The organism is Arthrobacter sp. Leaf141 (assembly GCF_001424565.1).
Lineage (GTDB): Bacteria > Actinomycetota > Actinomycetes > Actinomycetales > Micrococcaceae > Arthrobacter.
The window spans coordinates 934,412-959,296 of the sequence record NZ_LMOL01000005.1; the positions used below are offsets into that span (position 1 = coordinate 934,412).

Here is a 24,885-nt window from a genome sequence, read left to right on the forward strand (position 1 = left end):
GATGGACAGCACGACCCCCACGATTTCGCATGTGTTTATTTCGCAGGCCCACCTCCTGAGCTACGGCGGCTCCGAAATGGTCACCCTGGAACTGGCTGAGCATTTCGCGGCCGCCGGCAGCAAAGTCACCATCGGTACCTGGAGCATCGGGCCGCCGGTGATGTCACACCTGTCCGGCCGGCCCAACATCGCCTGCTTCGACCTGGACGATCCCAGACTGGATGAACGGCTCGCCAGCGACCCGCCCGGGCTCGCCTGGATCCATCACCAGTTGGTGCCTGGTTATCTCCTGAACCATCCGGAACACACATCGTTTGTGTTCAACCACATGTCATCGGTCCATCCGCTGGAGATGTCCTGGTCGGCAGGGATGGAGGCCCGGCTCGCCGGGCTGCACCTGTACAACTCACCGGAGACCCTCGACCTGCACCGCTCCAGTGGCTCCGCCGCCGGTTTTGACGCCGACCGGATGATGGTGTTCGCGAATCCTGCCCCGGATGCCTTCAGCCAGGCCGTGCCCGGCGAACGGGGACTGAAGCGACGGTTCGGCATCGTCTCGAACCACGTGCCGGCGGAACTGGCGGAACTCTTTGACTCCCCGCCTGCCGGTATCGAATTCCAGCCCATCGGCACCGGCGGCCTAAAGGAGTCAAAGCCCCTCCGGGTCACGCCCGGGACCTTCGCGGGCCTGGACGGCGTCATCACCATCGGCAAGACCGTCCAGTACGCCTTGCTCGCCGGCGTCCCTGTCTACTGCTACGACAAGTTCGGCGGTCCAGGCTGGTTGGGGCCGCAGAACTTCGACGCCAGTGAATACCACAACTTTTCGGGCCGCGGGTTTACCCGCAAGGACACCGCCGCCATTGCCGGGGAATTGGTTTCGGGATTCGACGACGCCGCCACTTTCGCCGCCGCGACCAAGGAAGCGGACGACGTCGGCCGGTTCAGGTTGTCCGAGGCCGTGGGTAAAGTCGTGGCAGAGGCTCTGGCGGGGACCGGTACGCGTCCGGCCCTGGACAAGACCGAGATCGATGCGCACCTGCGGCAGCAGAAAGTGGTGGGCCACTACGCCCGGAACTGGCTCCGGTTACTCCGCAGGACGGCTGCAGGATAGCGCGCGGGGCCGGCCGCGCCGGCGGAAAGCCTAGGCCCCGTTCAGCTCCAGCATCACGGGGATGATGTGGTTGACCGGGAGCGGGTTGTGGCCGGCGGCCTCGCTGCTGAAGAAGCGGACCTGCAGCCCCGGCTTACCGATGTCTTTGTTCACCATCTCCTTGATCATCGGTGCGATATGGTGCTCGATGTGCCACGGATCGTAGGTGTTGACCATGATGATCCCGTGCGGGATGTACTGCTCGCTGTCAAAAAGGGCAGCGATGCTGAAACGGTGCGCGTGGTCCCGCTGGATGCTCATGTTGCTGACACCGAGCCAGCCCGCCTCCAGGACCCTGGACAGTTCACGCACGTCATGGAAGCGCAGGAGTTCGGTCTGCGGATTCATGGCCAGCACTTTCGCACCGCGGGTATGGGTGGCAAGGACCAGGGAAACGAACCCGCCGCCCGAGGAGCCAAAGAACAAGGCATCGTGGTTGGCGATGCCGAAGTGGGCGAACAGCTTCTCAAGGTAAGCGGCAATTGTTTTTGTGTAGTCTACCCAGCGCGAGCCAAGGTACCAGCCGATCTGGATGTCATCGGCGAGGTCCAGGGAAGGATCCGCCATGGAGATTCCGATCCCGTCCAGCTCGGAAAACATCCGGATCCGCTGGAAATACGGGTGCGGCTGGTCTGCACGCTTGAAGAAGCCAGGGGAGATGACATAGGCCTTCTTCGCCGCCGATGGCCGGAAGTAAAAGTTCAGCTCGAATTTACCGAAATCCACGGCGTACCACCCCGCTTCGGTCAGCAGGTGATAGTCCGCGGGCGCTATCTGAATCTTCTCCACCGGAGCAGTATAGGACGCAGCGGCAGGCTGCCGGCCCCCGGTGGGCGGTGCCCCCGGCAACATGACGTTAACCACCACGGCGGCAACAGATGGGGAGCATTCCCGGCCCTGACGATATAGTGGACGCGTTTGGTTGCGTCGTTTGCATGCAGCAGGAACCTGAACTCTTTCAAGAATTTACCGCGGCAACTGGGGGACTAGTGACACTGAAACTTACCGTTATCGGGACGGGATACCTTGGCGCGACCCACGCGGCCTGCATGGCTGAGCTGGGATTCGAAGTCCTCGGCGTGGATGTCGACAAGGAAAAAATCGACAGCCTCAGCAGGGGCGAACTGCCCATCCACGAGCCTGGCCTGCCGGAGCTCCTGCGCAAGCACACCGAGTCCGGACGGCTCCGGTTCACCACGTCCTTTGAAGAGGCCGGCGCCTTCGGCGATGTCCACTTCATTGCCGTCGGAACCCCCCAGCGCGCCGGTGAGCACGCCGCGGACATGACCTACGTCGACGCTTCCGTCTCCGCGATTGCCCGCGCCGCCACCAAGGATTCCCTCATCGTGGGCAAGTCGACAGTACCTGTCGGATCAGCCCGCCGCCTCAAGGCGCTGGCTGCAGAGGAAGCGCGCGACGGCGTCAGCGTCGGTTTTGCGTGGAACCCGGAGTTCCTGCGTGAGGGCTTCGCCGTGGAAGACACACTGCGGCCGGACCGCCTGGTCATCGGGTCCGATTCTGCCGCGGCAGAGGCCATCCTGCGCGAAGTCTATGCGGATGCGCTCAGCCGTGAGACGCCCTTCATCTCCACCGACTTCGAGACGGCTGAGCTTGTCAAGGTTGCAGCCAACGCCTTCCTGGCCACCAAGATTTCCTTCATCAACGCCTTCTCCGAAGTCACGGAAACTGTGGGCGGCAACATCCGGACCCTGGCTGACGCCATTGGCCTTGATGCCCGCATTGGCCGCAGGTTCCTCAACGCCGGCATCGGTTTTGGCGGCGGCTGCCTGCCCAAGGACATCCGCGCCCTGCAAGCCCGGGTCTCCGAGCTGGGCCTCGACTCCACCATGCGATTCCTGAATGAGGTCGACGAAGTCAACCTTCGCCGCCGCGACCGTGCAGTCCACGTTGCGGAGACTCTCCTGGGCTCCCTCGAAGGCAAGCGCATCGCTGTCCTCGGCGTGGCCTTCAAGCCCAACAGCGACGACGTCCGCGACTCGCCCGCCCTGGACGTGGCGGCACGGCTCTTCAACAGCGGGGCTGACGTCAGCGTCTACGATCCGGCAGCCAACGCCAACGCCGCCAAGCGCTACCCCCGGCTCAACTACGTGGACAGCCTCGCCTCAGCGGTGGACAGCGCCGATCTCGTGATGCTGCTGACCGAGTGGTCGGAACTGGTCTCCGTGGATCCCGCGGAGCTCGCCAAGGCCGTTGCGCATAAGCGTATGTTCGACGGCCGCAATGTATTGGACCACGGCACATGGAACGCCGCCGGCTGGGACATTGTCTCGCTGGGCCACAAGAGTGAGCTGCTGGACCTGGCTGCCGCCAACTAGGACTGACTGCAGTAATAAAGGCGCCGGCGGGATGCAACATTCCCGCCGGCGTTTTTGCTGTGCTCCCGGGTCAGCGACAGCCTTGCGCGTGACATGCAGGGCAACAGTCCACTTGGATAGGATTCAGAAATGACTTCCGGCAGCCTGTATCTATCCCTCATGCGGCAGCGTTTCGACATGTTCAACGATCCTGCAGCTGATCCCGTCCCGTGGGAGCTGGACGACAAGGATACGGCTTACAACTACGTCACCGCGGCGGGTTACGCGGTGCCGAGGTATGCGAAGGTTGGCACCGCAGCAGAGGCGTTGGCAGCCGGTGAGGGCTTCGGGCCCCGCTTTGTGGTCAAACAGCCCAACCAGCACTCCACCAAGGGCATCTATGTGCTGGAGCCGCTGGGTGGCGGGCAATACCTTGAGTTGCTGAGCCTGCGGACGCTGACCGCGGAGGACCTCGTGCCGTTGGGTCGCCCGCCCGCCTATTGGCTCGCGGAGGAATGCATTGATTCCGGCATTGCGGGCAAGCCCCTGCCCTTCGACTACAAGATCTATGCCTTCCGGGGCCGGGTCACCCATGTCAACCAGATTGACCGGAACGTCTCACCGCCCAGGATGGCTTTTTTTGACGGGGCGTTTCTCCCGCTCGAGCGGGACAGGGACTACACCATCGACGAGCAGCGCTGGCTGCCCGAAAACCACGTTGTTCCCAGGCACGCCGGGGCCATGCTGGAAATGGCCGCCGCCCTTTCAGCGGGGCTTGATACCCTGTTTGTGAAAGTCGACTGCTACGACGGACCGGACGGACCCGTCTTCGGTGAGTTCACGTTCGCGTCCGGAGGCGATGACACAGGCATGGTCCGCTACAGCAGCCGGATCCTTGATTTCCTGGACCGCTCGATGGCGGGCGAGGATGTGCCGGCGCTGTCAGGCTTCGACATTGACCTGCCGGTGTTCCGTGCATCGTTGGACCGCAAACCAACAGTGACAGCCCACCCCACGCTGTACTCGACCATGTCAGCAGCCGCCGTCCAGGGGGACAGGCGCTATCCCACGGTCCTCAGCGGGAACCTGGCGCCAGGAAAGTCCCGCCCGGTTTTTGTCCTGGCGGCACATCTGATTGGCTACCTGAACGGGGACGGCAGCCGGGCGTTCGCCGTCCAGCAACTGGTGCGGAGCAGTGCCGGTCCCATTACGGGCACCGGCCGGCTCCAGGAATTCGAAGCGAAAGCCCTCGGGTTTCATGAGCCGCGGGCCCAAGGAAACCTGTGGCACACGGCACGCGCTGCGGAAGTCCGGCTCGCGGCCGGTGACGGTTCAGCCCTCGATGTCCTGCGCGGGCTGGCGGCGGACGGGTACGCCCACGCGCAGCGGGTTGTGGCCCGCTACGGGGCGTAACCGCAGTTCCGGTGCAGCCCGCGCCAAGCAGGCCGCTACAGCGCCGCCCAGAGCCTGCCAGTGCTTGTGAGCGTCCCGTCGCTCTTAAAGATGGTTGAGCACCCCATTTTGATGTCGCCCGCCGGCCGGGTCTTCCACGCGAAGCGTTCAATGAAGGGCATGGCACGCATCCCAGCCACCGTGGCTCGCATGAAGTCCTCGGTCTCGGCCCGGCTGTACTTGCACGGGTTGGCCGCCGTGGCGCCCCAGTCTGCAACGGCGTACTCGGTGACCCAGATCGGCTTGCCGTACTTGTCGTGGAGCATGTTGAGTTTGTTCAGAAAATCCGTGGCGTTCGGCCAGGCATAGATGTGCATGGTGATGAAATCCACGCGGAGGCCCTTGTTCTTGGCTTTTGCCATAAAGTCGGCCAGCCAGGGGCTGCTGGGTGCCACCGTGGCCGGCGACCCCAGGCGCAGGCCCGTGGCCTGGAGCTTCGGCCACAGGCTGATGGCCTTGTCCACGCTCATGTTGGCCTGGGCAGTGACATCCGGCTCATTAAAACCGAGCAGGTGCTTGGTGTTCGTCTGGGCCAGCTGCCGGGTCACGATCCCGATGGCGTCCTGGTCGAGCACAGCGGCGTTCCGGATCATGGGAACGAAGGGCGGGGCGAAGAAATTGGCCCGGGAACCCCACGAGTAGTGCCATTTCAGGTTCAGGCTTTTGAGCTGCTGCGCAGCGAGCGCATCCTTGCCCGACAACCCGAATCCCTTCAGTCCGGTGGTGGTGGACGTGGCGGCCTGGGCGGGCTGCGCGTTAGCGGCGAGCAGTGCGCCCGGGACGGCAGCAGCAGCGAGGGGCAGTTTTAAAAAATGACGTCGTTCCATTGGGAATCCTCCCGGATAAAGATGGTTGAGACCATTCGGCAGAGTACAGGCGATCGGAGACACCCGTCCGCATATTTTCGTGGCCCCGGTGACCATTTACAAGGGCAGGAGGACGATGGGTCCCGGCTTTCGGCGAATTCAGCCGGCGCCGATCTGTGCCGGCGCGGTGGGTCCGCTACAGTGACCGGTACAGTTCCCCGGTGTCCGTCAGCGAACCATCTTTCCGGAAGAGCGCCGAAGCACCCATGATCGGATCATTTTCGGCGCGGGTTTTCCAGGCAAACCGCTCAACGAAGGGCATCTCCCGAAGGCCCGCAACGGTGTCCGCCATAAACGCCCGGATGTCCTGGGCCGAGTGCCGGCTGGGTCTCTTGGCGGTGGCGTCCCAGTCGGCCACGGCGTACTCGGTGATCCACACGGGTTTGCCGTAGTAAGCGTGCACCTTCCTGACGGTGTCCAGGAATGCGCCGGCATCGGGTGACGGGTACATGTGCATCGCCACAAAATCCACCCGGAGTTGCTTGGCCTCGCAGGAAGCCATGAACCGCTTGAGCCAATCCCCGAGCGGCTGGACGGGGGCCGGGGAACCGAGCCGGAGGCCCGGCTCTTCAAGCTGGGGCCACAGGTTCACGGCCCTCGACACGCTCATGTCTGCCTGCGCCGGATGGTCCGGTTCGTTGAAGCCCAGCAGCGCGGCCGCGCGGCTGAGGTCCAGCTCCGACCGGACCTCGTCCACGGAGCCTTGCCGGACGCTCTCGCGGCCCCAGATCATGGGAATAAAATCAGCCCGGGGCCGCGCTGCCGGAAAGCCTGCGCCCCAGGAGTAAAACCAATCCACGTCCAGTGAGTTGAGCTGGTCGACGCCAAACATCTTCCCGATCGACATGCCGATGCCCTTGCGGGCGAAATCCGGCCGTACGGGAGTCCCGGGCTCCTGCGCAGCCTGTTGCGGCGTGCAGCCGGCTAACGCAGGCACCGCCGCGGCCGTGAGCAATGCGTTTCGGAGAAAGCCGCGCCTGTCCACTGGTTCCCTTTCCGGAGGCCGGGCCGTTTGCCGCTGCCGTCCGCCAATTCTTTCACGATTTCATGACCCACAGTTTCGCCCTTAGACTGGCACCGGGCTTTGCCCGGCGCCGCTGCGAGCAGGCCGGACAAATGCCGAAACAACTGAAAAATGGGGGATTTCCAGCAATGTATCCACAGGGCTTTAACAGGCCAAAAATCGAGTCATCGTTCTTGAGTTTTGTCGCCGACGAATTCCGCCGGCGGGGGACAGCCCGTCGGGGCGAATTGGCACAGAAGATCATCTCCCATCCCTTCGTGGAAAACTTGGGGATGCGGGTGCCGCAGCGGCTCGCAGTCCTGGAAGCGCTCGACGGCCTTGCGGATGCCGGCCTGCCGGACCTCTTTGTGCTGAAGCTGGCCAATGGCTGGTCATCACGCGGCGTGATGATCCTGGAGCGGCAGGGCCCCGACCGGTTTTTTGACCACATGGCACTGCAAAACCTGACCCTGGATTCCATCAAGGATATTCAACTTGAAAAGGCCGCGTCCTTTGCTACAAAAGCCCCGGTGTGGATTGTCGAGGAATTGATCCACCACACGCTGGGTGTGGGGGCGATCCCCTTTGACTACAAGTTCTACTGTTTTCGGGGCCGCGTTGGCCTGATTGTCCAGATTGACCGCAACACCGGGCCAGTGAAAATGGCACTTTTTGATGGCGATTTCCGCCCGCTTCGGCGCAACACTGATTACGTTTTGTCGGAAACTGCCCGGCCGGGAATGCCGGTGATTCCATTGCACGCAGCGGAAATGCTCTGGTGGGCGCAGCGCCTCTCCCTTGAGGCGGATTCGCCGTTTGTCAGCATTGACATGCTGGACAGCCCCGAGGGACCGGTCTTTGGCGAATTCACCTACTCGCCGGGTGGAACGCACCGGAAGATCTTTGTGTTCTCCAACGACATGCTGGACAAGCTGGACGCGCTGATGGACGAAACCGCACCGGAAGCAGACGCCCTTGCAGCCTCACCCCTGGAGCTCCGGAGCGGCTTGGCCAAGCCCGCAGGCCTGCCGTACCGGGCCTGGGCAGGCTACGCCTACGGCGGTGGAGCCCGTGGCGCCGAGCGGCTTCACACCTTCTACAAAGACCTGGCAGTGGACGGCGGCGAGGATGCCCCCGGATACCAGTGGTACCGCCACCTCGCCGCGCGGTGGGCAGGGATCCGGGACAGGCTGCGCCGGGGCCAGCTGGGCTGATCTGCCCGGCCCCGCCGGCCAGCGCTAATTTCCCGCGTAGTCGAATTCCGGAGTCCGCAGCCCCACACCGAGCAGCTCCGCGATGGCAGCCACGGTCCGGCCTGCTGCCGCGCCGTCGCCATAGGGATTCACCGCGTTGGCCATGGCGGTGTAGTCAGCGGGATGATGCAGCAACCGGCTGACCTCATCAACTATCCGCTGTTCACCGGTGCCGATGAGGCGGACCGTTCCGGCGTGCTCGGCTTCGGGCCGCTCGGTGTTGTCGCGCATCACGAGCACCGGCTTGCCAAGGCTGGGCGCCTCCTCCTGCACGCCACCGGAATCCGTCAGCACCACGTGCGCCAGGGCAAGCATGCGGGTGAATTCCCCATACGCCAGTGGCTCGGTCACGATGACATTGGCTTTAGCCTCAATGGCCGGCAGTACTGCCTCCCGGACAACCGGATTCTTGTGCGCGGGAAGAACAATGACCAGGTCGGGTTCCGCATCGGCCAGCCGCGCCAGCGCGCGGCCTACGCCACGCATGGCATCCCCCTGGTTTTCGCGCCGGTGCGTCGTGACCAGAAGGATGCGGCGCCCGCTGGCGGCCAGTCCGGCCAGGCGCGGGTCCGTGAAGGGAATCTCCTTGCCCACCGTTGTCAGGAGCGCGTCAATCACCGAATTGCCGGTGATGACAATGTCTGCTTCGGAAATCCCTTCCGCCAACAGGTTCGTTTTGCTCGTAGCCGTCGGGGCCAGGTGCAGGCTGGCGATCTGGCTGGTGATTTTGCGGTTGCCCTCTTCAGGGAAAGGCGAGAACAGGTCGCCGCTGCGCAGGCCCGCCTCAACGTGGACCACCGGGATGCCGTGGTAGAAAGCGGCGATGGCTGCCGCCGTTGAGGTGGTGGTGTCACCCTGGACCACCACCGCGTCAGGCCGGGCAGCCGCAAAAAGGGCGTCCAGGCCATCAATGGTGCGGGTCATGATGCCGGACAGCGACTGGCCGGGCTGGAGGATGTTCAGGTCGTGGTCCGGTTCGATCCCGAACAGGCTGTTGACCTGGTCCAGCATTTCCCGGTGCTGTCCGGTAACTGTAACCACGCAGTCCAATCCGGCGGCCTCCTGCAGCGCCAGGACGATCGGTGCCATCTTAATGGCCTCCGGACGCGTCCCGAAGATTGGCATAACAACAGGCATTGGACCCCCAAGGTTAGGAATGGAAACAAGAACTGCGGCTGCCGGGGCGCCGGCGACCGCTCAGAAAAACAGCACCAGCGCGGCGAGCAGGGCCGCCACGCCCAGCAGGGTCAGCAGGACCAGTGCGCCGGCAATGCGGCGTTTGGCGCTGTGGCTGACCCGCCGGTGTGGGCGGGGCGGAGCAGCTTCGTCCGGGCGCCGGCCTGCACTGCGTGGCCGGCCCGCCCGGCTGGACGCCTGGAACCGCTGCCGCCGAAGATGGCGCGGGGCCCCGGAAAGAGGCTGCTCGGACGGGTCCACCGGGTTCCCTTCAGTTCGGCCGGACATTTTTATTGATTCTAGCCGCGGCTGCACGGGTGCCCCGATCCGTGCCGGGAACAGCTCAGCATTGGGGCCGCACGGTGGCGTCCAGCAGGCCGCCGGTCTCCACCACAAACCGCCAGAGCCAGTCCCCGGGCCCCATCGACGCCGGCGCGGGAACCATGTGCACCTCCGCGTCCGTGCACTGGCGTACCAGGGTTCCAGCGCGGGTTGCGTGGAAGTCGGAGGTCACCACGGTCACGGATTTCCAGTGGTTCAGCTTCACCAGGCGTTCAATAGCCATGGCCTCACCCCTGGTGTTCAGGGGATCCGGCCGGAAACACACCAGATCCGCGCTGGGGAGGCGCGCCGCGTCGCATGCGTCGTCCGCGGAGGCGTTGCCGGCCAATCCCGTTTCCGCCAGGACCAGGACCGGGATGTCCAGCTCGTCCTGCAGCCCACGGGCGGCGGGCAGACGGTCTGCGGAGAGGCCGCCCAGCATGATCACGGCATCGCTGTGCTGCTTGTCCGCGGGGGGAACGTTCACAAAAAGTTGAAGCGCCACGATCAGCCACAGCACAAAGCCGCCGCCTGCAACCACCGCGAACCATCGCGTGGCGGTATTCACCGCGCTGGTTGATAGGCGCACGCCCCTGAGTCTGCCATGGGCCGTGCCCGCGGGGAAATTCTCCGGCCAGGTCATTGTCGCAGCAGCGCTGTACCGTAGTGCCGTGCCGCAAAAGTCCTCCACCAGCCCCGAACTGCTGCCCGTCTCAGCCCTGTCCGAAGCAGGCCTGCTGGCCAGGATCTTCCCGCGCCTGGCCCTGGGGAAGCCCCACACCGATGCCACGCTGCTGGGCCCGGGCGATGACGCCGCAATCATTGCCGCACCGGACGGCCGGACTGTGATCAGCATTGATACCCAAATCCAGGACCAGGACTTCCGCCTGGTCTGGCCCAACGGGTACCGGACCACCGGCTTCGACGTGGGGTGGAAGGCGGCCGCACAAAACCTCAGCGACATCAACGCCATGGGAGCCACCCCAACGTCCCTGGTGGTCAGCCTCACCCTGCCCCCGGAAACCCCAGTCAGCTGGGTCGAGGCGCTTGCCGACGGCCTCGTTGCCGGGATCAAGGAACTGGGTGCCACCCGGTGCTCCGTTGCCGGCGGCGACCTGGGCCGCGGCAGCGAAATCGGCGTTACCGTGGCCGTGCTGGGCAGCCTGGACGGCGGCGCACCCGTTCTTCGCTCGGGCGCCAGGCCCGGCGATGTGCTGGCCATCGCCGGTACCGTGGGCCACGCTGCCGCGGGCTTGGCGCTGCTCGAATCGGACAACGCCCTCCAGGGCCTCACCCCGGAGCAGCGGCTGTTCCTTGAGCGCCAATGCCGGCCGCAGCCACCACTTTCAGCCGGGCCCGCCGCGAGGCTGGCCGGTGCCACCGCCATGCTGGACATCTCGGACGGCCTGCTCCGGGACGGCCTGCGGATGGCCACAGCCAGCGGCGTGGCACTGGACCTCGACCCGGCCCGGCTGGCAGTCCTCGCGGAAGGGCTGGCCCCTGCGGTGGAGCTGCTGGGAACGGATCCTTCCGGCTGGGTGCTGGGCGGTGGCGAGGACCATGGGCTGCTGGCGACTTTCCCTGCCGGTATACAGCTTCCTGCAGGATTCACTGCGATAGGCTCAATAGAAGCACTGGGAATCGAAGAAAGCCCGGTCGTCAGAATTGCGGGCCGGGCCGCAGACACCGGGGGATGGGATCACTTTGCAGACTAAGGTTGCTGCCAACGCGCAAGCGATGAAGCGATGGTTGGGCAAGGCCGAAACCGCTTTGGGCAACCACAGCGACCGTCTTAACGCCATCAACATCTTCCCCGTGGCAGACGGGGACACCGGCACCAACCTTTATCTCACCGTCCGTGCCGCCGCCCGCGCCCTGACGGCAGACGCGGACCAGCCGGCCCAGATGGACGTCGGAGTTGTCCTGGCCGCAGCGGGCCAGGCGGCCATGGAAGAAGCCCGGGGGAACTCAGGCACCCTGTTTTCCGTGTTCCTCTGCGCGGCCGCCGAACCCTTGGCAGGGCACACCAGGCTCACTTCCACGTTGTTGGCTGCCTCCCTGCACCGGGCCCAGATCCGGGCCTGGTCCGCGCTAAGCGACCCTGTCCCCGGGACCATGCTGTCCGTCATGGAGGCGGCCGCCCGTTCGGCCGCAGCCGTGGACGCCGCGCACAACGGGGATGACAGCAACCATGCCCTGGGGCTGGCCCTTGATGCCGCCGTCGAGGGCGCCCTCGCAGCCGTCATCCACACCGAAGACCAGCTGGACGCCCTCACTACGGCCCGCGTTGTGGATGCCGGCGGCGTTGGCATGCTGCTGATCCTGGACTGCCTGCGGTCGGCCGTTATGGGCCAGGAACTGCAAAGCGAACTGGTGGATGGCCTGCATGGTTACGACGTGTCCGATCCCCACATCCATGCCTCGCTTCCGGACGACGACGGCGTGGAAGTTATGTGCACCATTTCCCTGTCGCCATTGAATGCCGCCACTTTGCGGCAGCGCCTCGACGAGATCGGCGAGTCCGTCATCATGAGCCAGGTGGGCGCGGGTGCCGACCCTGACGGCAATTACCGCTGGCGGGTCCACGTCCACGTGCCCGAACCGGACCAGGCCGTCAGCATCATCGAGTCGCTCGGCAGCCCCTCGCAAATCAGCATCAGCGACCTCGCGCTGCCACGCGACCCTGCTGCCGACGCAGTGAACTCCAGCGGGCATGAGCGCTGAATCGGACCTGCCCCTGGAACGCCGGATCGGGAAAAAGTCCGCAGCGGTCATGGAAAAGCACCTGGGCATCACCACGGTGGAAGGGCTTCTCGGGTACTTTCCCCGCCGCTACATGACCCGTGCCGAACTGACGCCCATCGCCGGCATCCCCCGCGATGAGGAAGTAACGCTGCTGGCCCGGGTTGTCTCCAGCACCACCCGGTCCATGCGCGCCCGCCGCGGCACCATCACCGACATTGTCATCTCCGATGACGACGGCGCCCAGGGCCTGCGGCTGGTGGGCGGCCAGGACTACCACGGCACCGTCCCCGGCACCCTGAAGATCAGCTTCTTCAATGCCTACAAAGCCAAAGCCGAACTCGTCCCAGGGCAGCGGGCGCTCTTCTCCGGCAAGGTCACCAGCTTCAACGGCGCGCTGGGCCTCACCAACCCCGATTTTGTCCTCCTGGACAACGACCCCTTCGCCAACGGCAGCAAAGACCCCGAAAAGATCGCTGCCATGCCCATCCCCGTTTACCCGGCGACGGCGAAACTTCCCACCTGGAAAATCCAGGCCGTCATCAGCACCCTGGTGGAAACCGCGGACCTTGAGGCCCTGCCGGACCCTGTTCCCCGCCTGGTTGCCCGACGGGAGGGTTTCCTGTCCATCGCCGAGGCTTACCGGCTGATCCACCAGCCGGAAACCGGCGCTGACTGGAAACGGGCGCAGGAGCGGTTCCGCTACCAGGAAGCCCTGGTGCTGCAGACCTCGCTGGCGCGGCGCCGCGCAGCGGTTGCGGCCGAGGAAGCCACCGCCCGGAAGCCGGATCCCGCAGGACTGCTGGCCGCCTTTGATGCTGACCTGCCGTTCACGCTCACGGCCGGCCAGGTGGATGTGGGCGAAACGCTTGCAGCGGAGCTCGCCCTCAACCACCCCATGAACCGCCTCTTGCAGGGCGAAGTGGGCTCCGGGAAGACCGTCGTGGCCTTGCGGGCAATGCTGCAGGTGGTGGACGCCGGCGGGCAGGCGGCGCTCCTGGCGCCCACCGAAGTGCTGGCCGCCCAGCACTATGACTCGATCCGCCGCACCCTGGGCCCGCTCGCAGCGGACGGGCTCCTGGGCGGATTGGGCGGCAGCGGCTCCGTGCAGGTCACGCTGCTCACCGGGTCCATGTCCGGACCGGCGCGGAAGCAGGCCATGCTGGACGCCGCAGCCGGCACCGCGGGCATCGTGATCGGCACCCACGCCCTCCTCAGCGACAACGTCTCCTTCTACGACCTTGGCCTGATCGTGGTGGACGAACAGCACCGTTTCGGCGTCGAGCAGCGGGACGTGCTCAGGGCAAAGGCACGCAAGCCCCCGCATCTGCTGGTCATGACCGCCACCCCCATCCCGCGCACCGTTGCCATGACGGTGTTCGGCGACCTCGAGACCTCCACTTTGGACGAACTGCCCAAGGGCCGTGCGCCCATCACCACGCACCTGGTGGGTCTGTCTGAGAACCCCGCCTGGGCGGGCCGGATCTGGGCGCGTGCACGGGAGGAAATCGACGCCGGCCACCAGGTCTATGTGGTCTGCCCCAAGATTGGCACCGACGACGACGGCGACTTCAGCCCTGGTGAATCCGGCCCGCCGCCGGACGAAGCCGGTCCGGATGCCCGCGAACTCGCGTCGGTGACTGCCGTCGTCGAACACCTGCTGACCGAACCGGCACTTGCCGGAATCGCACTGGCACCCCTGCACGGGCGCCAGGACCCGGATACCAAACGGGCCGCCATGGCTGGATTCACGGCCAACGAAACCAAGCTCCTGGTCTCCACCACCGTGATCGAGGTGGGCGTGGACGTCCATAATGCGACCCTCATGGTGATCCTGGACGCCGACCGGTTCGGCATTTCCCAGCTCCACCAGCTCCGCGGCCGGGTGGGCCGTGGCGGGCTGCCAGGCACCTGCCTGCTGGTCACGGCCCTGGAGCCCGACCACCCCAGCCGCCGCAGGCTCGAGGCCGTGGCGGCAACCACCGACGGTTTTGTCCTCTCGCAGGAAGACCTCAAACTCAGGCGTGAGGGCGACATCCTCGGCGCGTCACAATCAGGCGGCCGGTCCACCCTCAAGCTGCTGCGGGTGATCGACCACGGCGACCTCATCGCGCAGGCGCGCGGCGACGCGCAACGGCTGGTGAATATGGACCCCGGCCTGGCACACCATCCGGAACTGGCCCAGGCCATTGACAAGTACCTCAACCCTGAAAAGGAGGCGTTCCTTGAACGCGGTTAGCACGGCACCCTGGACCTGCGGCGCCGGGGCGGGACGCCGGTGACCCGCATCATTTCCGGGGCTGCCGGTGGCACGCCCCTGGCCGGCGTCCCCGGCTCGCTGACCAGGCCCACCACGGATCGCGTCAAGGAAGCACTCTTCTCCCGCCTGGACGCGTTTGATGTGATCTCCGGTGCCCGGGTTTTGGACCTCTACGCCGGATCCGGTGCGTTGGGGGTTGAAAGCGGCAGCAGGGGAGCGCTGGCAGTGGAACTTGTGGAATTTGATGGGAAGGCCAGCGCCGTCTGCCAGCGCAACGCAGACCTCATCAACGGCGTGCTGGGCCGCAAGGCCGTGACCGTGCACCGGTCCAAGGTGGAGCCGTTCCTGGACCGCGCCGCGGCGGACGCCGTCTGGGACCTCGTGTTCCTGGATCCGCCCTACCCGTTGGATGAAGAAGCACTGTCCGCTGTGCTGCTGAAGCTTGCAGCGCATCTCGCGCCGGGCGGTGTGGTGGTGGTGGAAAGGTCCTCACGGTCGCCGGAGCCGGCCTGGCCGGGAGGAATGGACCGGTTTGCCGGGAAAAAGTATGGCGAAACCATGCTGTGGTTTGCCGAGCCGTTTGTTCCGGACGCCATTGGCGACGAGGACGTTCCGTCAGTCACAGGCTCCTGAAGGGCGGCGTCAGCCGGTCAACTGGTCCAGGTCGACTCCGGCCAGCACTGTCCCCGGATGCGGCCCGCGCGCTGTCAGCTCAGTGCTCCATGCGGCAGGCCAGGGCCACTGCGTCCCGGCCAGGATGATGTTGCCAGGGTGGCGGCCCGCAAACATGCCGGACTCGGCGAAGGCTGCCACATCAGGCATGACCTCCCGCAGCGCCGCCACCTGGCTGCGCACCAGGGTAAGCCCGGGCTCGTCGCCCACGTTGACGATCAGGACGCCGTCCGGGCTGAGGACGGCGCGCGCCTCCCGGTAAAAGCCGGCGCAGGCAATATGGGCCGGCGCCTCTGGTCCGGAGAAGATGTCCAGGATCACGACGTCGAACGCCGGGTCCCCGCCGAAGCCCGCCAGGGCGTCGCGCGCGTCGCCGATGACCTGGTGCAGGTCCGTCCCCTCCGGCAGGGGGAGTTGCTGCAGGACGAAGTCGAGCAGTTCCCGTTCCAGCTCCACCGCGTACTGCACGGACCCAGGGCGGGTGGCCTGGATGTAGCGGGCGAGGGTCAGGGCGCCGGCGCCCAGGTGCAGGGCGCGGATGGCTTGGCCGGCGGGAGCCGCGAGGTCCACCACGTGTCCGATGCGGCGCAGGTACTCGTAGAAGATCTCCGCCGGCTGTGCCAGGTTGACGTGTGACTGCTCCGCACCGCCGATGCTCAGAACGTAGCTGCCCGCCGTGAAGGCATCCGGTTCCACCGCTGCATGCTGTCCGGTGGTGCGGAGGAACCGCTCCGTCCGTCCGCTGCTGTCCCGCCGCATCAGAGCCGGCTGCTGAGGGTGGCGAGCCGGGCTGCGGCTTCTTCAAGCAGGTCCGTCTTTTTGCAGAACGCGAACCGAAGCAGGCTGCGGGTCCGTTCGGCGCCCTCGGGATGGCAGAACACCGGGACGGGTATGGCTGCGACGCCCACCAGGTCCGGCAGCCTGCGCGCAAGGTCCACGGAGTCGCTGATGCCCAGCGGCGCCGTGTCCACATTGACGAAGTAGGTGCCTTGCGGGGTAAAGACGTCGAAGCCCGCGTCCCGGAGGCCGGCACTGAGGATGTCACGCTTGCGCGCCAGGGTGGCGGCGACGCCGTCGTAAAATTCATCCGGCAGCGCGAGCCCGGCGGCGATGGCACCCTGGAACGGCGTGCCGGAACTGTAGGTGAGGAACTGCTTGACGGTCCGCACCGCCGCCACCAGGGCTTCGGGGCCGGTGAGCCAGCCGATCTTCCAGCCGGTCAGCGAAAACGTCTTTCCCGCGGAGGAAATGGTGATGGTGCGGTCCGCCGCCCCCGGCAACGTGGCCACCGGGATGTGCCGGACCCCGAACGTAAGGTGCTCATACACCTCGTCGGTGACGATCAGGGTGTTGTGGCGCGCCGCGAGGTCAACAACCCGCTGCAGGACCTCACGTGGGAAGACCGCGCCGGTGGGGTTGTGGGGATTGTTCAGCAGCACCACCTTGGTGCGGTCGCTGAATGCTGCTTCAAGGGCGGCAGGGTCCGGCAGGAAGTCCGGGGCAAGCAGGGGAGCGGTCACATGCGTGGCACCGCTCAACCCGATGACCGCGCCGTAGGAATCGTAGAAGGGCTCAAAGGTGAGGACCTCATCGCCCGGGCCGGCGAAGGCCAGGAGCGACGCGGCGATACCCTCGGTGGCTCCCGTGGTGATGATCACCTCCGTGGCAGGGTCGGGCGTCAGGCCGTAGAAGCGCTCCTGGTGCGCGGCAACGGCTTCACGCAGCTCAGGCATGCCCTTTCCAGGGGCGTACTGGTTTGCCCCGGCGGCTATGGCCGCCTGCGCCGCGGCACGTATTTCCGCCGGTCCATCCTCGTCCGGGAAGCCCTGCCCCAGGTTGATGGCGCCCGTCCGCGAGGCAAGTGCCGTCATCTCCTCGAAGATGGTGATGCCCAGGCCGCCGTCCGGAGCGAGCAGGTTGGCGCCGAGCGCTGTCCGCTGCCAGGGGGCGGGGGCTGAAGGGGTGAAAAGTTCCCGGTCCGGATGCATCCAGTCATGGTATCCCGGCCTTTCCATGGGGTAGGTTCGGTGCATGAGACGCGCTGTCTGCCCCGGATCCTTCGACCCCATCCACAACGGCCACCTCGAGGTCATTGCCAGGGCGGCCGGACTCTTTGATGAGGTCATCGTGGCGGTGTCCACCAACCCTGCAAAGACGTACCGGTTCTCCCTGCCGGACCGCCTGGACATGGCCAGGGAAACCCTGGCTTCGCTTAGGGGCATTGTGGTGGAGCCGGTCGGTGAAGGACTCCTGGCCGATTACTGCCGCCAGCGGGGGGTCTCCGCGATCGTCAAGGGGCTCCGATCGTCCTCGGACTTCGACTATGAGCTGCCCATGGCCACCATGAACCGCCAGCTCAGCGGCGTGGAAACGGTTTTCCTCCCAGCGGAGGCGCACTACATCCACCTCTCCTCAACACTGATCAAGGAAGTGGCCGGCCTGGGCGGAAGTGTGTCCGACTACATCCCCAGATCGGTGCAGCGGCGTATGCTCACGGGCGAGCCGCCAGCGGATCGGCCGGCAAAGGGGTAGGCTGGACCGGTACTTCGGCGCCGCCGCCTGCCCGGTTTGAGTCCCTGCGGCTCTTCAGGCTAGGATGGTACGTCGGTCATATGTTCAACAGGAGTTCTCATTAAAAGAGATGCTGGTTCGCCCTTGGCGTTCGACGTCAAGGACCTCGGGCGCAGCCCGGGAAGCATGCGGACACTGACGGAACATGTACCCGCACCAGGTGATCTTGGTGTGGCACTCATTGGTGTTCAGGAAGGCTCGGAAATCGAGCTGGATCTGAGGCTTGAGGCCGTACACGAAGGAATTCTGGTATCAGGAAGCGCATTCGTTGAAGTAAAAGGCGAATGCGGCCGATGCCTGGATCCCCTTGCGTATGACCTTGAGGTACCTGTGCAAGAACTTTTCTTCTACGAAGACGCTGTGTTTTCGGACGGGGAAGATGATGAAGAGCAACGTCGAGTCGAGCACGATGTAATCGATCTTGAACCGGTGTTGCGGGACGCGGTTGTCACCAACCTGCCGTTCCAGCCGGTGTGCCGGGAAGACTGCCAGGGCCTTTGCTCCGAATGCGGAGTACGCCTGGAAGACGAGCCGGGGCACCACCACGAGGTCTTGGATCCTCGCTGGGCTGCCCTAGCTGATATGGCTAAGCCTGACCGGCAAAATTGATTTGTACGTGTTTGTCTAGAGAGAAATGAGTTAGCCGTGGCTGTCCCGAAGCGGAAAATGTCTCGCTCGAATACCCGCGCCCGCCGCTCGCAGTGGAAGGCGACCGCCCCCCACCTGGTGAAGACCGTTGAAAACGGTCAGGTTACTTACAGCCTGCCCCACCAGGCGAAGGTCGTCACCGACTCTGCCGGCACCGCGCTGTTCCTTGAATACAAGGGCCGCAAGGTCGCAGACGTCTAATCGGCCATCCAGGCTGACTTGATGTCTTCAACTGAAGAGCTTCTGAAGCGTCTCGGTGTCATTATTGACGCCGGGACGCTTCGTCTTGCGCTCACACACCGCTCCTACGCGTATGAAAACGGTGGCATCCCCACCAATGAGCGGCTGGAATTCCTGGGCGACTCCATCCTTGGGTTCTCCGTCACTGACGCGCTCTACCGCGACAACCCCGGGCTGCCCGAGGGGGACCTGGCCAAGCGCCGGTCCGCCGTGGTGAGCACGCGCGCCCTCGCGGGCATCGGCCGAAGCCTTGGCATCGGCGAGTTCATCTACCTGGGCCAGGGCGAGAAACTCACCGAAGGCCGGAACAAGGCCTCGATCCTCGCGGACACGATGGAAGCCCTGATCGGTGCCACGTACGTGTCCAACGACATCGAAACTGCGCGGCAACTGGTGATGCGCCTTGTGGGTCCGCTCCTGAAGGACGCCGCCGTGCTCGGTGCCGGGACCGACTGGAAAACCAGCATCCAGGAGCTCGCCGCGAGCCGCCAGCTCGGCACCATCCACTATGCAGTGGACGGCGCCGGCCCGGACCACGCCAGGACGTTCAGCGCAGTGCTGCGGATCGGCGGGACCGACTACGGCAAGGGCGCCGGCCACTCGAAGAAGGAAGCCGAGCAGGAAGCAGCCGCCGACGCCTGGCGCGTGCTTTCGGGAACTCCGGGGAGCGTCGAGGCCGGCGCCGCCGGCTCCGGGGCCCAAAAGTAGGAATCCATGCCTGAACTGCCCGAGGTTGAGGTGGTCCGCCGCGGCCTGGCGAGCTGGGTCAGCGGCCGGACCATCGAGGCCGTGGACGTGCTCGATCCCCGGTCCATCCGCCGCCATGCCCTTGGCGTTGAGGACTTCCGGGGCAACCTGGAAGGCGCCGTGGTGACGGATGTGGTGCGCCGCGGGAAATTCCTCTGGCTGCCTCTGACGGACAATCCGCACTCAACGGACGGCGCCGCCGCTGAACCTAAAGTGGCGCTGATGGCACATCTGGGCATGAGCGGCCAGCTTCTGCTCCAGGAACACGACGCTCCTGACCAGAAGCATCTCAAAGTGCGCTTCCGGCTCAGCCGCCGCGACGGCATGCCCGCCCAACTGCGGTTCGTGGACCAGCGGATCTTCGGCGGACTGTTCGTCACGGCCCTGATCCCCACTGACGACGGCGGCCCGGGCGGCCTGTCAGCCACACCGGTGCCGCTCATTGCCGAGGAAGCCGCGCACATTGCCCGCGACCCCCTGGACCCGGCATTTTCCTTCCCGCTGTTCTACGCCCGGTTGCGCCGCCGCAGGACGGGGCTGAAAAGGGCCCTTTTGGACCAGGGCCTGGTGTCAGGCATCGGGAACATCTATGCGGATGAAGCCCTATGGCGCGCCCGGCTGCATTACGCCCGGCCCACGGATACGCTGCGCCGCAGCGACGCGGAGCGGGTACTGGAGAGCGCCCGCGAAGTCATGACGGATGCGTTGGCAGCGGGCGGCACAAGTTTCGATTCCCTTTACGTCAACGTCAATGGGGCATCGGGGTACTTTGACAGGTCACTGGACGCCTATGGGCGCGAGGGCCAGCCCTGCAAGCGGTGCGCCGCCGCGGGCATCCACGCAACCATCCGGCGGGAGCAGTTCATGAACCGCTCCTCCCACACCTGCCCGGTCTGCCAGCCCCGCCCGCGTAACGGACGCTGGTAGGCCCCGGCGAAGTCTGCGGAATTCCGGTGCGGAAAGCGCGGGAATGTTGTGGGAATACACCTATGAAGTGGCATTCCCCGGTGCCAGACTGGGCGCATGTTGGTGAAGCGTTTGGTGCTCATTGGAGCAGCTGCCGCCATAGTCCTCGGGGGCTCGGCCGTTGCCTTGGACAGCATTGCCCGCCAGCAGGCGGACAGCTCCATTCAAGCGGAACCCGGGGGCCGGGAAACGGCTGGCGGGTCCGGCACGATGTCCGCTGCACCGCCGCCCGGAACGCCTGCCTCAGAGCCCGCAGCGCAACCGGCCGAAAGCCCAAACCAAGGCGCCGGGGAGGGGCAGGTCAGCGGTGACCGGCCGCCCCCCGGTGTTGCCGCCGGAGTGCCCGAACCTGACGAAAAACCGTTGGAGGTTCTGCCGCCGGCCACCGCGCCACCTACCGGACTGCCCATGCCTGCGCCGCTGCCGGCCCTGATCCGGGCACCGTTGCCCGCGACCGCATCGGCCCAAGGTAAGACCGTGGACGGTTTCCCGTCCCAGGTGCTGAGCTTTCCGGAAGGAACGGTGATTGTCTTCACGGGCGTCAGCTCGGACGGCGACAGGCTTCAGGCCACGGCAGAGGGGATAGTCGGGCTCAGCCGCGATGAGGTGGCAGGCTATTTCCAGCAGATCCTCCAGCCCAAAGGCTTCACATCGGAAGACGCCGCGTCAGCGGCCGACCAGCAGGCCCGGCGTCTGAGCAGGGGCACCGACTCCGTGTCAGTGACGCTGTCTACTACAGGAACCGGCAGTACCCGTTTTTCCCTCCTGGGGAACTTCACCGCCGGGCCGGCGGCTTAGATCCATGTACATCTCCATGTCGGACCGCCAGGGCGGCAGGAAAAGCACGGTTGAAGAAAGCCAAGGCACCCCAGCGCCGCCTTTCCGGCTTTCCCCCGCCATTCTCTGGCTCGGCGTGGTCAGCATGGCCACAGACATCTCCTCCGAATCCGTGGCGGCGGTGCTGCCCCTCTACATCACCGGTTTCCTTGGCCTGTCCGTGATCGCGTTCGGTGTTATTGACGGCATCAACCAGGGCGCCAGCGCGTTGGTCCGCATTGCTGCGGGCTGGGCTTCGGACCGTGCCGGCAGACCCAAGGCTGTCGCCATGGCCGGCTACTGCCTGTCCCTGGTGGCCCGGATCGGGTTCCTCTTCGCCGGCGGGTTCTGGTCGATCGCCGCAGTGGTCACGGGCGACAGGATCGGCAAAGGGATCCGGACCGCACCCCGCGATGCGTTGATTACGACGGCGGCCCAGCCTGAGCATCTGGCGAGGCACTTTGGTGTTCACCGCCTGCTCGACAATATCGGTGCCGCCGCCGGACCGCTGATCGCCTTTGTCATCCTCATGCTGATGCCCAACGGCTATGGCACAGTCTTTGTGGTTTCGCTCGCTTTCGCCGCCATCGGGGTGGCAGCCCTGGTGTTGGTGGTTCCCGATCTGCGCACCGGCCGGCCCATCCGGCGGCAGAGCCGGGTGAAGAAGGCCCGGGCGGTCGAGCCCGGTGTGCTCAGGGAGCCTGCTCTGGAGGCACGGCGGCGCAGGATTCCGGCGATCCGCTGGTCGATGTTCCGCGAACCCGGCCTCGGCCGGCTCCTGGTGGCATCAGCTGTCCTGGGCGTCCTGACCGTTGGCGATGGTTTCATTTACCTGGTCCTGCAAAACAAGGACCAATTCGCAGTGCAGTGGTTCCCGTTGCTGTATGTCGGTACCAACGTTGTGTTCCTGCTGCTGGCCGTTCCCATGGGCCGGCTGGCCGACACGTGGGGCAAGGGAAAGGTGTTCCTGGCCGGGCATGTGGCACTGCTGGCCTGCTACTTCCTTGCTGCGGCCCCCGCCATGGGACTGACTGGAACGCTGGGCTGCCTGGTTCTCCTGGGAGCCTTCTACGCCGCCACCGACGGGGTGCTGTCAGCTTTCGCCAGCCAACTGACCCCACAGCACAAACTGGCCACTGGAATCGGCGCCGCGCAGACTGTTGTGGCGCTCAGCCGCGTGCTGTCGTCCACCCTATTTGGTGTGCTGTGGTTCGTTGTGGGCGCGTCTCTGGCGATGGTGATCGTCGGGTGCCTGCTGGCGGTGGCCGTTCCGGCCTCGTACTTCATCCTCCGGAACGCCCGCTACCAGGGCACGGCTGCGTGAGTCCGGAGACCGAAGCAGCGCCCAACCGGATGCGGTGGGTTATCCTCTTGGTGGTCACTGGGGTGGTCCTGGCAGGAACCGGGCTGTACGCGGTGATGGCGTTCCAGCGGCTGCAGGAGAGCAGCGCTGCCCTGCCTTCCGTCATTGTCACTTCGGGCGGGGGGACGCTGCCGGATGGCCAGTATCTTTTGTTCCGCAACACGGCGGCCGGCCAGGGCTACGGTATGGCTGGCACCGTGCCCCTGGCCGATCCCACAGGCGCCCGGTCACTCAGCACCGTGCCGTGCGACAGGGTCTACTCGACGGGCAGCGGATTTATGTGCCTGGCCACCGAACGCGGCATGGTCACCCGGTTTGACGCTGCCCTGCTGGGTGGCAGCTATCAGCGGCTGCAGGATTGGTCGCTTAAAGGTATTCCCAGCCGGACCAGGTCGAGCGGCGACGGCAGCCTTGTCGCCACGACTGTATTCGTCACGGGGCACTCGTACGCTGCGGCGGGTTTCTCCACCGATACCGTGATCACCCATGTGGGCGGCGGAATGGCGCCGGATAACCTGGAGGACTTCGCGTTGATGGTGAACGGGCAGCAGGTCACCGCTGCGGACCGGAACCTATGGGGTGTCACGTTTGTCCCCGGTGAGCCCGATGCGTTTTATGCCACTGCGGCCTCTTCCGGCAGGCTCTGGCTTGTCCGGGGCAGCATCTCCCGGCGGACGCTGACTGCTGTAGCCGATGGTGTGGAGTGCCCATCCGTCTCGCCCGATGGCACCCGCGTTGCCTTCAAAACCAACGTCTCGTCGGGGTTGACTCCCCAGTGGCGGGTTGCCGTCCTGGACCTCGCCACGGGAACGCGCGTCACTCTCGGTGAGGAACGCAACGTCGATGACCAGGTGGAGTGGCTGGATGACCAGACGCTGCTGTACGGATTGCCGCGCGAGGGGGAACCGGGCGACAGCGACGTGTGGAGCCTCCCCGCCAAAGCCGGGGGAGCTCCGGCTGTTTTCCTGGAGCACGCCTGGTCTCCATCGGTGGTCCGTTGACCCTGAAGGGCTGGATAGGTCCGGCCCTCCGCTACGACGCGGGGGAGAAGACCACATCCACGAAGTAGTTCGTGGCGTTGCTGGTCAGGTTGGGCACAGCGGTGCCCGTTCCCAGCCTGTAAAGACCATTCCGGGTCGCGGCGGCGGTGAGGTAGCCCACTGTCCTGGCCTGGCTGAAATAGTTGGTGGTGAAGGAGTACCGGCCACGGGGTGCGTTGTAGGAGACGACGTAGTCCGTGTTGGCGGCCAGAAGGATCGGGGTGCCTAACGTCACCGTCTGCCAGCCGGACAGTGTTTCATTGGTGAATGCCACCCGCACCAGGCGGGCACCGGCGGCGGTCCAGAGCGACCCATAGTGGGTTCCCGTGTTCAGTGCACCCTTGTGGAACCGGATGGCCGTCACCAGCCCGGTGCGTGTGGTCCGGAACGAAACGCCAAGTTCAATGGCCCGCGTCTCGCTGGAGATGGAGGATGCCGGGTTGACAGTGGCAAACATGGATTGGTTTGCCGGGTTGGCCGTGGTGAATTGCCAACTGGTGGGCGGCAACGCCGCACCGTCGGTGGAGATCACATTGACGGCGCGGACAGTCACCTGGGTGTTGGCAGCCAGCAGGCTGGCGGGGGAGAACGTGATCGTTTTGCTGTCTGCGGAAATGGCCGACGTGCCCGCCACGCTGGTCCCCGCCGTGGTTGCCTGCAAAGCCGATCCAGCCCGCAGCGCCGCTGAAACTGTCAGGCTCGGTTTGGCATCGCGGGGGACGTTCACCGCACCCGGCGCCGGTGTTTGGGCGCCCACCGTCAGCGCCTGCGGTGCAGGCGGAGCGGCCGGAGGTGCTGCCTGGAAGACGACGTCGACGAGGTAGTTGGCGTCGGATCCGTTGCCGGGGAATCCGAGGGAGTAGGTGAAAGCACCTGCGCCGGGGGCGGTTTGGAGTGGCCCGCTGGTGAGGGCTGTGCTGTTTCCGCCGGTGGTGGCGGAGTAGGTGCCGTTGGGAGTGGTGTAGGCGGCTGTGTATTCGGTGTTGGCGTTGATGGGGACGGGTTGGTTGAAGGTGGCGGTTTGCCAGCCGGCGGTGGTTTCGTTGGTGAAGGTGATGGTGGCGAGTTCCTGGCCGCCGGCGGTGTAGAGCTTTCCGGTGTGGGTGCCGGTGTTGCTGGCGGCCTTGTAGAAGCGGACCCCGGTGATGGTCCCGGCGGTGGTGCTGCTGAAGCGGACGCCGAGCGTCAGCGCCATGACATCGTCGATGTCTCTGGTAGCGGGGGTGACGGTGTCCTGGAAGAGGGTGCAGGGGCAGGTTCCTGCGATGCGTGGTTCGGGGA

General features: G+C 65.5%; 25 protein-coding genes. 16 read left to right on the top strand and 9 right to left on the bottom strand.

Going from position 1 to position 24,885, the window contains the following annotated elements; all coding sequences use genetic code 11:
• The coding region (locus ASF72_RS06800; protein ID WP_056597365.1) for a hypothetical protein at positions 1 to 1,114 on the top strand (1,114 nt) is incomplete at its 5' end.
• Positions 1,115 to 1,144: 30 nt separating this feature from the next.
• Here the strand turns inward: ASF72_RS06800 and ASF72_RS06805 are convergent.
• On the bottom strand, positions 1,145 to 1,942 hold the full coding sequence (locus tag ASF72_RS06805; protein ID WP_056597367.1) for a hypothetical protein: 798 nt from the start codon (positions 1,940 to 1,942) through the stop codon (positions 1,145 to 1,147).
• Between the two features lie 206 nt (positions 1,943 to 2,148).
• Between ASF72_RS06805 and ASF72_RS06810 the strand changes: the two genes are divergently transcribed.
• Both ASF72_RS06810 and ASF72_RS06815 read left to right on the top strand, forming a co-directional pair.
• A complete protein-coding gene (locus tag ASF72_RS06810) occupies positions 2,149 to 3,489 on the top strand; it encodes a UDP-glucose dehydrogenase family protein (RefSeq protein WP_050687051.1) in 1,341 nt (446 codons plus the stop codon).
• A 129-nt stretch (positions 3,490 to 3,618) separates the two neighbouring features.
• Positions 3,619 to 4,881: an ATP-grasp fold amidoligase family protein gene (locus ASF72_RS06815; RefSeq protein ID WP_082484064.1), complete on the top strand. Its 1,263-nt coding sequence runs from the start codon at positions 3,619 to 3,621 to the stop codon at positions 4,879 to 4,881.
• A gap of 35 nt (positions 4,882 to 4,916) precedes the next feature.
• On the opposite strand, the gene ASF72_RS06820 is transcribed toward ASF72_RS06815, so the two are convergent.
• Positions 4,917 to 5,747, bottom strand: coding sequence for a glycosyl hydrolase (locus ASF72_RS06820; RefSeq protein ID WP_050687020.1), 831 nt, complete (start codon positions 5,745 to 5,747; stop codon positions 4,917 to 4,919).
• Positions 5,748 to 5,922: 175 nt separating this feature from the next.
• Positions 5,923 to 6,633 carry a glycosyl hydrolase gene (locus ASF72_RS06825; RefSeq protein WP_050687021.1) on the bottom strand — a complete coding sequence of 237 codons (711 nt, stop codon included), beginning with the start codon at positions 6,631 to 6,633 and terminating at the stop codon, positions 5,923 to 5,925.
• A gap of 350 nt (positions 6,634 to 6,983) precedes the next feature.
• Between ASF72_RS06825 and ASF72_RS06830 the strand changes: the two genes are divergently transcribed.
• On the top strand, positions 6,984 to 8,003 hold the full coding sequence (locus tag ASF72_RS06830; protein ID WP_162242791.1) for an ATP-grasp fold amidoligase family protein: 1,020 nt from the start codon (positions 6,984 to 6,986) through the stop codon (positions 8,001 to 8,003).
• A 24-nt stretch (positions 8,004 to 8,027) separates the two neighbouring features.
• Here the strand turns inward: ASF72_RS06830 and wecB are convergent, their stop codons facing one another.
• The 3 genes from wecB to ASF72_RS06845 are packed head-to-tail and all read right to left on the bottom strand — an operon-like array spanning position 8,028 to position 10,128.
• Positions 8,028 to 9,179, bottom strand: a complete 1,152-nt coding sequence (wecB, locus tag ASF72_RS06835; RefSeq protein WP_050687026.1) for a non-hydrolyzing UDP-N-acetylglucosamine 2-epimerase — start codon at positions 9,177 to 9,179, stop codon at positions 8,028 to 8,030.
• Positions 9,180 to 9,239: 60 nt separating this feature from the next.
• Positions 9,240 to 9,506, bottom strand: a complete 267-nt coding sequence (locus ASF72_RS06840) for a hypothetical protein (RefSeq protein WP_050687028.1) — start codon at positions 9,504 to 9,506, stop codon at positions 9,240 to 9,242.
• Positions 9,507 to 9,561: 55 nt separating this feature from the next.
• Complete coding sequence (locus tag ASF72_RS06845) at positions 9,562 to 10,128, bottom strand: YdcF family protein (protein ID WP_235504665.1); 567 nt, start codon at positions 10,126 to 10,128, stop codon at positions 9,562 to 9,564.
• An 82-nt stretch (positions 10,129 to 10,210) separates the two neighbouring features.
• Here ASF72_RS06845 and thiL point away from each other — a divergent pair, with 82 nt between their 5' ends.
• Genes thiL through rsmD form a run of 4 tightly spaced genes read left to right on the top strand, consistent with a single transcriptional unit; the run spans position 10,211 to position 15,174 of the window.
• The gene (gene thiL, locus ASF72_RS06850; protein WP_056597503.1) at positions 10,211 to 11,254 is read left to right on the top strand and encodes a thiamine-phosphate kinase; all 1,044 of its coding nucleotides are present in this window, start codon (positions 10,211 to 10,213) and stop codon (positions 11,252 to 11,254) included.
• A 22-nt stretch (positions 11,255 to 11,276) separates the two neighbouring features.
• Positions 11,277 to 12,263, top strand: coding sequence for a DAK2 domain-containing protein (locus ASF72_RS06855; RefSeq protein ID WP_056597375.1), 987 nt, complete (start codon positions 11,277 to 11,279; stop codon positions 12,261 to 12,263).
• Positions 12,253 to 14,520, top strand: a complete 2,268-nt coding sequence (locus tag ASF72_RS06860) for an ATP-dependent DNA helicase RecG (protein WP_056597376.1) — start codon at positions 12,253 to 12,255, stop codon at positions 14,518 to 14,520. The genes ASF72_RS06855 and ASF72_RS06860 overlap by 11 nt, the downstream gene beginning before the upstream one ends.
• Before the next feature lie 39 nt (positions 14,521 to 14,559).
• Positions 14,560 to 15,174: a 16S rRNA (guanine(966)-N(2))-methyltransferase RsmD gene (gene rsmD / locus ASF72_RS06865; protein ID WP_050687035.1), complete on the top strand. Its 615-nt coding sequence runs from the start codon at positions 14,560 to 14,562 to the stop codon at positions 15,172 to 15,174.
• A 9-nt stretch (positions 15,175 to 15,183) separates the two neighbouring features.
• Here the strand turns inward: rsmD and ASF72_RS06870 are convergent, their stop codons facing one another.
• Together ASF72_RS06870 and ASF72_RS06875 are read right to left on the bottom strand one after the other, a co-directional pair.
• Positions 15,184 to 15,972 (bottom strand): spermidine synthase, encoded by a 789-nt coding sequence (locus ASF72_RS06870; RefSeq protein ID WP_200933622.1) that lies wholly within the window; start codon positions 15,970 to 15,972, stop codon positions 15,184 to 15,186.
• The gene (locus tag ASF72_RS06875) at positions 15,972 to 17,201 is read right to left on the bottom strand and encodes an aminotransferase class I/II-fold pyridoxal phosphate-dependent enzyme (RefSeq protein ID WP_235504666.1); all 1,230 of its coding nucleotides are present in this window, start codon (positions 17,199 to 17,201) and stop codon (positions 15,972 to 15,974) included. Before ASF72_RS06875 ends, ASF72_RS06870 begins: the two co-directional genes overlap by 1 nt.
• Before the next feature lie 43 nt (positions 17,202 to 17,244).
• Here ASF72_RS06875 and coaD point away from each other — a divergent pair, with 43 nt between their 5' ends.
• The 8 genes from coaD (at position 17,245) to ASF72_RS06920 (ending at position 23,565) form a co-directional block, all read left to right on the top strand.
• Entirely contained in the window at positions 17,245 to 17,745 is a 501-nt protein-coding gene (gene coaD / locus ASF72_RS06880) for a pantetheine-phosphate adenylyltransferase (protein ID WP_050687040.1), read from the top strand.
• A 123-nt stretch (positions 17,746 to 17,868) separates the two neighbouring features.
• Complete coding sequence (locus ASF72_RS19985; RefSeq protein ID WP_082178371.1) at positions 17,869 to 18,393, top strand: YceD family protein; 525 nt, start codon at positions 17,869 to 17,871, stop codon at positions 18,391 to 18,393.
• Positions 18,394 to 18,429: 36 nt separating this feature from the next.
• Positions 18,430 to 18,633 (top strand): 50S ribosomal protein L32, encoded by a 204-nt coding sequence (gene rpmF / locus ASF72_RS06895; protein WP_009356569.1) that lies wholly within the window; start codon positions 18,430 to 18,432, stop codon positions 18,631 to 18,633.
• Positions 18,634 to 18,654: 21 nt separating this feature from the next.
• Entirely contained in the window at positions 18,655 to 19,380 is a 726-nt protein-coding gene (gene rnc, locus ASF72_RS06900) for a ribonuclease III (RefSeq protein WP_050687045.1), read from the top strand.
• A 6-nt stretch (positions 19,381 to 19,386) separates the two neighbouring features.
• A complete protein-coding gene (gene mutM / locus ASF72_RS06905; RefSeq protein ID WP_050687047.1) occupies positions 19,387 to 20,346 on the top strand; it encodes a bifunctional DNA-formamidopyrimidine glycosylase/DNA-(apurinic or apyrimidinic site) lyase in 960 nt (319 codons plus the stop codon).
• A gap of 447 nt (positions 20,347 to 20,793) precedes the next feature.
• Entirely contained in the window at positions 20,794 to 21,183 is a 390-nt protein-coding gene (locus ASF72_RS20280; RefSeq protein ID WP_157370907.1) for a hypothetical protein, read from the top strand.
• A 4-nt stretch (positions 21,184 to 21,187) separates the two neighbouring features.
• Positions 21,188 to 22,525: an MFS transporter gene (locus ASF72_RS06915; RefSeq protein WP_082484070.1), complete on the top strand. Its 1,338-nt coding sequence runs from the start codon at positions 21,188 to 21,190 to the stop codon at positions 22,523 to 22,525.
• Positions 22,522 to 23,565, top strand: a complete 1,044-nt coding sequence (locus tag ASF72_RS06920; protein ID WP_231686109.1) for a hypothetical protein — start codon at positions 22,522 to 22,524, stop codon at positions 23,563 to 23,565. The genes ASF72_RS06915 and ASF72_RS06920 overlap by 4 nt, the downstream gene beginning before the upstream one ends.
• A gap of 31 nt (positions 23,566 to 23,596) precedes the next feature.
• Here ASF72_RS06920 and ASF72_RS06925 read toward each other — a convergent pair.
• Positions 23,597 to 24,885 (bottom strand): DUF4082 domain-containing protein (locus ASF72_RS06925; RefSeq protein WP_157370908.1); only part of this gene is annotated, 1,289 nt, incomplete at its 5' end.